The following is a 291-nucleotide window of genomic DNA, read 5'->3' as shown; positions in this document are numbered from 1 at the left end:
CTGCTCGTTTTGAACGCACAAAGATGACAAAATCATCGGCATAACGAACAAAACGATGTCCACGTTTTTCCAGTTCTTTATCTAATTCATGTAGATAGATGTTACATAGTAGCGGTGATATAACGCCACCTTGTGGCGCACCAATTTCTCTACTTTTGTAGCTACCGTTGAGGTCTATCGCCCCAACTTGTAAACTTCTACGAATGAACTTGGAAATTGCTTTATCTTGAACATGACGTTCAAATAAATACATCAACTTATCGTGGTTCAACATGTCAAAGCACTGTTTTA

Annotated in this window: 1 protein-coding gene; it reads right to left on the bottom strand. The window is 38.5% G+C overall.

The features are described 5' to 3' along the window. Positions 1-291: reverse transcriptase domain-containing protein (locus TP70_RS10160; RefSeq protein ID WP_044361442.1), on the bottom strand; the 291-nt coding region annotated here is incomplete at both ends.

Origin of the sequence: Staphylococcus microti, from assembly GCF_000934465.1 — a bacterium.
In the GTDB taxonomy this organism is placed as follows: domain Bacteria; phylum Bacillota; class Bacilli; order Staphylococcales; family Staphylococcaceae; genus Staphylococcus; species Staphylococcus microti.
Note: the sequence above shows the minus strand (reverse complement) of the source record. Positions and strands in the feature narration are given on the sequence as shown.